General features: G+C 72.0%; 5 protein-coding genes. All 5 read left to right on the forward strand.

All coding sequences use genetic code 11. The features are described 5' to 3' along the window. The first annotated feature begins 11 nt into the window (after positions 1 to 11). The 5 genes from CA983_RS40035 (at position 12) to CA983_RS40055 (ending at position 5,432) form a co-directional block, all read left to right on the forward strand. On the forward strand, positions 12 to 1,331 hold the full coding sequence (locus tag CA983_RS40035) for a sensor histidine kinase (RefSeq protein ID WP_107500337.1): 1,320 nt from the start codon (positions 12 to 14) through the stop codon (positions 1,329 to 1,331). After that, positions 1,328 to 2,011, forward strand: a complete 684-nt coding sequence (locus CA983_RS40040; protein ID WP_086605602.1) for a response regulator — start codon at positions 1,328 to 1,330, stop codon at positions 2,009 to 2,011. Before CA983_RS40035 ends, CA983_RS40040 begins: the two co-directional genes overlap by 4 nt. 98 nt (positions 2,012 to 2,109) lie before the next feature. Further along, entirely contained in the window at positions 2,110 to 3,444 is a 1,335-nt protein-coding gene (locus CA983_RS40045) for a sensor histidine kinase (RefSeq protein WP_425276505.1), read from the forward strand. Then, positions 3,441 to 4,106, forward strand: a complete 666-nt coding sequence (locus tag CA983_RS40050; protein WP_086605603.1) for a response regulator — start codon at positions 3,441 to 3,443, stop codon at positions 4,104 to 4,106. The genes CA983_RS40045 and CA983_RS40050 overlap by 4 nt, the downstream gene beginning before the upstream one ends. A gap of 105 nt (positions 4,107 to 4,211) precedes the next feature. Continuing rightward, complete coding sequence (locus CA983_RS40055; RefSeq protein WP_086605604.1) at positions 4,212 to 5,432, forward strand: cytochrome P450; 1,221 nt, start codon at positions 4,212 to 4,214, stop codon at positions 5,430 to 5,432. Positions 5,433 to 5,546: the final 114 nt, after the last annotated feature.

The raw sequence follows: 5,546 nt of genomic DNA on the forward strand, positions 1-5,546 counted from the left end.
TCGGGKGCTGGCTGGGGGTGCTGCGCGAGGACCTGTGGACTGCCCGGGTTGACTCGCTGCCGCCGTCCACTTGGCTGCGCTGGCTGCCGCACGGCTTGCTGTGCCTGGTTGCGTTCGGGGTCACCCTCGGCGCGGTGGCGCAGCTCGGCGACCACGGAGGGGTGGGCCCGCAGATCGCCTTCCTGCTCGGGCTGGCACAGGGCGGTGCCGTGCTGCTCGCGCTGTGGCGGCCCGTCCCGGCGTGGTGGCTCTCGATGGTGGCCATGGTGCTGGGCGCCCTTGAGGTACGCCGCCACCTGCTGGCAGGTGGCGCCCACGACTTTCCTTGGCCCTGGACGTCGGCGGGGATCATCGAACACATGGCGGTGCTGCTGCTGCTCGCCCTGCGGGTGCGTACCCGGGTGTCCGTCGAGGCGCTCGCGCTGACCGTGCTCCTCACCTACGTCGTCCAGGGATTGCTGGGCGCTGCCGACTATCAGCCCACCGGGGTGCTGGCGGTCACCCTGTTCGCCGTCGTCGTGGTCGTCGGCACCGCCCTGCGCGGCCGCCGCGAGGCCCGCGCGCAGCTCGTCGAGCAGACCACGCTCACCGCCGAGGAGCGCACCCGGCGCACCCTGCTGGAGGAGCGCAGCCGTATCGCGCGGGAGCTGCACGACGTGGTGGCCCACCACATGTCGGTCATCTCCATCCAGGCGCAGGTCGCCCCGCACCTGGTGGAGAACCCACCCGACGAGCTCAAGGAGAACCTCGCCGGCATCCGGCAGAACGCCCTGGAGGCGCTGACCGAGCTGCGCCGCGTGCTGGGCGTGCTGCGCTCGGAGCACCCCGAGCCGGGGGAGCCCGCCGGCCCGGACGGCGACACCGCCGGCCACGCCCCGCAGCCCACCCTCGACCGGCTCGACGCGCTGGTGGAGAACACCCGGGCCGCCGGCCGCGAGGTCATCACCGAGATCAACGGCGAGCGGCGGCCGCTGCCGCCCGGCGTGGAGCTGTCGGCGTACCGGATCGTGCAGGAGGCGCTGAGCAACGCCCTGCGGCACGCGCCCGGCGCGAGGATCACGGTCCGTCTCACCTACGAGCCGGACGGCCTGGAAGTGGAGATCGTCAACGGCCGCCCGACCAGGCCCCCGCCACCGTCGACGGGAGCGGGGCACGGACTGCTCGGCATGCGGGAGCGGGTCGCGATGCTCGGCGGCACCATGACGGCGCACCCGTGGCACTGGGACGGCTTCAAGGTCACCGCGTTCCTCCCGGACACCCCGCCCGCCGACGCCCCGGGCACCGCCCGCTCCACCGAGAACACCACCGATCCCCGGGGAGGGACCCCATGACGAGCAGCTCCGGCCGACCCATCCGGGTTCTCATCGTCGACGACCAGGCGATGGTCCGGCAGGGCTTCACCGTGCTGCTCGGCACCCAGCCCGACATAGAGGTCGTCGGCGAGGCGAAGGACGGGGAGGGCGGTGTCGCGAAGGCCGCCGAGACCGCCCCGGACGTCGTCCTCATGGACATCCGCATGCCCGGGATCGGCGGCATCGAGGCCACCGAGCGCATCACCACCGCGAACCCGGACATCAGGGTGCTGGTGCTCACCACCTTCGACCTCGACGAGTACGTGTACGACGCGCTGCGCGCCGGAGCCTCCGGGTTCCTGCTGAAGGACGCGTCGTCGGAGCAGCTCGCCGAGGCGGTCCGGGTGATCGCGGCCGGTGACGCGCTGCTCGCCCCGGTCATCACCCGCAAGCTGATCGCCGAGTTCTCCCGGCTGGACGACCGTCCCCGCGCCCCGCTCAAGGAACGGATCGGTGACCTGACCGAGCGTGAGACGGAGGTGCTAGCCCTGATCGCGCAGGGCCTGTCGAACGCGGAGATCTCCAGGCACCTGTTCGTCGCCGAGCAGACGGTGAAGACCCACGTGGGCCGGATCTTGGTGAAGCTGGGTCTGAGGGACCGGACACAGGCGGCGGTGTTCGCGTACGAGTCGGGGCTGGTCCGTCCGTCGGGGTACTGAAGCCCGGCTCCGGGGCCCCCGTAGTACCTGAGAGGGACGCTGCGGAACCCCTCTCACTGGGGACGACCGCGACCCGGGCGGCGCATACCGTTCTGTACGTGACCGAGACGACTCACTCGCAGACCATGCCGCCGGGGGGCGGGGTCAAGCCACGCAGCCCGGAGTACCGGCTGGCCGTGGACGCCCTGCGCGGGCTGCGGCAGGACCTCATCCATGACGCCTTCGCCTACCGCCTGCTGCCGCGCATGCGCGTCGACGGCCCCCTGACCAGGAGGCTGCCCGGCCGCCTGCGGGACTTCGCGGCCTGGACACCGCACGCGGTGATCTGCGCGGCCGCCCTGATCGCCCTGTTCATCGCCACGGTCGACCAGGGCCTGGCCCTGGTGCTCGGCCTGCTCGCCGCGGTCCCGGTCCTGCTGACCCTGGCCCGGCCGGTCGGCGCGTTCTGGGTGTCCATGGCGGCCACCCCGCTCGCCCTCCCGTTCGGCGACCCGTGGGGCGACTGGCCCTGGCTGCCGGGCAGCTTCGTCTGTCACCTGACGGTGCTGACGGTCGTGGCGGTGCGCACCAGGCCGCGCACGGCCGCCTGGATGTGGGCGCTGACGGCGGTGTACGGCATCCTCGCGGACACACTCTTCGGATCGGACCGCCACGGCACCAACATCGGCCCCATGCTGGTCGTCTCCGCGTTCGTCCTCCTCGCCGTCACCGTCTGGCACATCCGCCGCCACGCGGAGCAGGAGGTCACCGCCCAGCAGACGGTCACCGCGCACGAGCGCTCGCGTCGCACCCTGCTGGAGGAGCGCACGACGATCGCCCGCGAGCTGCACGACGTGGTCGCCCATCACATGTCGGTGGTCGCCATCCAGGCGGAGGCCGCGCCCTACCGGGTGGAGAACCCGCCGCCGGAGCTGGAGAAGGCCTTCGCCACGATCCGGGAGAACGCGGTGGCGGCCCTGACCGAGCTGCGCCGCGTCCTGGGCGTCGTCCGCGCCGAGGACTACGAGGCCCCGGACGCCCCGCAGCCCACGCTCGCCGACCTGGAAGGGCTGCTGGCCAATGTGCGGGAGGCCGGACTGGGTGTCGAGAAGGTGGTGACCGGCGCGGTGCGCGAGCTGCCGCAGGGCGTGGAGCTGTCGGCGTACCGGATCGTGCAGGAGGCCCTGAGCAACACCCTGCGGCACGCGCCCGGTGCGAGCGCCCGGGTCGAGATCGGGTACGTTCTCGGCGGCCTGGGCCTGCGCATAGTCAACGGCCCGCCGCCGAACCCCGGCCTGATCAAGCCCTCGCCGGGCGCCGGGCACGGCATCACGGGCATGCGGGAGCGCGTGACGATGCTGAACGGCGAGATGACGGCGGGCGGCACGGACGACGGAGGTTACGAGGTGGCGGTGTTCCTGCCGGTCGCCCTGCCGGACGAGGACGACGCATGACGATTCGCGTGCTGATCGCGGACGACCAGATGATGGTGCGCGAGGGCTTCTCGGTCCTGCTGAACGCGATGCCGGACATCGAGGTCGCCGGCGAGGCGGTGAACGGCCGGGAGGCCGTCGCGAAGGTCCGCGAGCTCGCCCCGGACGTCGTGCTGATGGACATCCGCATGCCCGAGCTGAACGGCATCGAGGCGACCCGCGAGATCGTGGCCGCCGACGGCGCGGCGAAGGTGCTGGTGCTCACCACCTTCGACCTCGACGAGTACGTCTACCAGGCGCTGCGCGCGGGAGCCTCCGGGTTCCTCCTCAAGGACGCCTCGGCCCGCCAGCTCGCCGACGGCGTGCGGGTCGTGGCATCCGGTGAGGCCCTCCTCGCCCCCTCGGTGACCAGGCGCCTGATCACCGAGTTCTCCAAGCTCTCCGAGACCCCGCGCCTCATGCCCTCGGCGCAGGCGGCGTACGGCGACCTCACCGACCGGGAGACGGAGGTGCTGGTCCTCATCGCGCAGGGCCTGTCGAACGCGGAGATCGCGGAGCGGCTGGTGGTCGCCGAGTCGACGATCAAGACGCATGTCAGCCGGATCCTGGTGAAGCTGGGGCTCAGGGACCGGACGCAGGCGGCGGTGTTCGCGTACGAGGCGCGGCTGGTGACGCCCGGCTAGCCGGGGGGCGACGGGCCGGACTCAACGATCTTGGTCACACGGCACCCCGGCGACGCCGCACTCCGCCCCTGGTCAGACAGGGGGATGTGGGGCTAGCGTCCGTCCATGGCAGCTGCTTCCGACCTCGCGTTCGACCCATGGGACCCGGCGTTCCTCGCCGACCCGTACCCCGCCTACGCCGAACTGCGTGCCCGGGGCCGCGTGCACTACTACGAGCCCACGAACCAGTGGCTCGTCCCGCACCACGCGGACGTCTCGGCGCTGCTGCGGGACCGGCGCCTGGGCCGGACGTACCAGCACCGGTTCACGCACGAGGAGTTCGGCCGCACGGCGCCCCCGCCCGAGCAGGAGCCCTTCCACACGCTCAACGACCACGGGATGCTCGACCTGGAGCCGCCGGACCACACCCGGATCCGGCGCCTGGTGTCGAAGGCGTTCACACCGCGCACGGTGGAGCGGCTGAAGCCGTACGTGCGGGGCCTGGCGGACGAACTCGCCTCGGCCCTGGCCGAAGCGGGCGGCGGCGACCTGCTGAAGGACGTCGCCGAACCCCTCCCGGTGGCGGTGATCGCCGAGATGCTGGGCATCCCGGAGTCCGACCGGGCCCCGCTGCGCCCGTGGTCGGCGGACATCTGCGGGATGTACGAGCTGAACCCGTCCGAGGAGACGGCGGCGAAGGCGGTCAGGGCGTCGGTGGAGTTCTCCGACTACCTGCGCGAGCTGATCGCGGCCCGCCGCAAGGAGCCGGGCGAGGACCTCGTCTCGGGCCTGATCGCGGCCCACGACGAGGGCGACCGCCTCACCGAGCAGGAGATGATCTCGACGGCGGTCCTCCTCCTCAACGCCGGCCACGAGGCCACGGTGAACGCCACGGTCAACGGCTGGTACGCCCTGTTCCGCAACCCGGCCCAGCTGGAGCGGCTGCGCGCGGACCACACGCTCATCCCCTCCGCCGTCGAGGAACTGATGCGCTACGACACCCCGCTCCAGCTCTTCGAGCGCTGGGTCCTGGACGAAATCGAACTCGCCGGCACGACGATCCCGCGCGGCGCGGAGGTCGCCCTGCTCTTCGGCTCCGCCAACCACGACCCGACGGTGTTCGAGAACCCGTCCGCCCTCGACCTGACCCGCCCGGACAACCCCCACATCTCCTTCAGCGCCGGCATCCACTACTGCATCGGCGCACCCCTGGCCCGCATCGAACTGGCCGCCTCGATGGGGGCGCTGCTGGAGAGGGCGCCGACCCTGCGACTGGCCGCCGAGCCGGAGAGGAAACCGAACTTCGTGATCAGGGGGCTGGAGGGGCTGGCTGTAGAGGTCGGGTAGTGACTCGTCCGGCTGATCCTCTTGGGCGGCAAGGTCACCATCCCCGACCCCGTCGGCATCGAGCTCGACACCGAGGAGCTCAAGCAGTACGTCGACTGATCACGTGCTCATGTC

The organism is Streptomyces swartbergensis, assembly GCF_002148965.1.
Classification (GTDB): domain Bacteria; phylum Actinomycetota; class Actinomycetes; order Streptomycetales; family Streptomycetaceae; genus Streptomyces; species Streptomyces swartbergensis.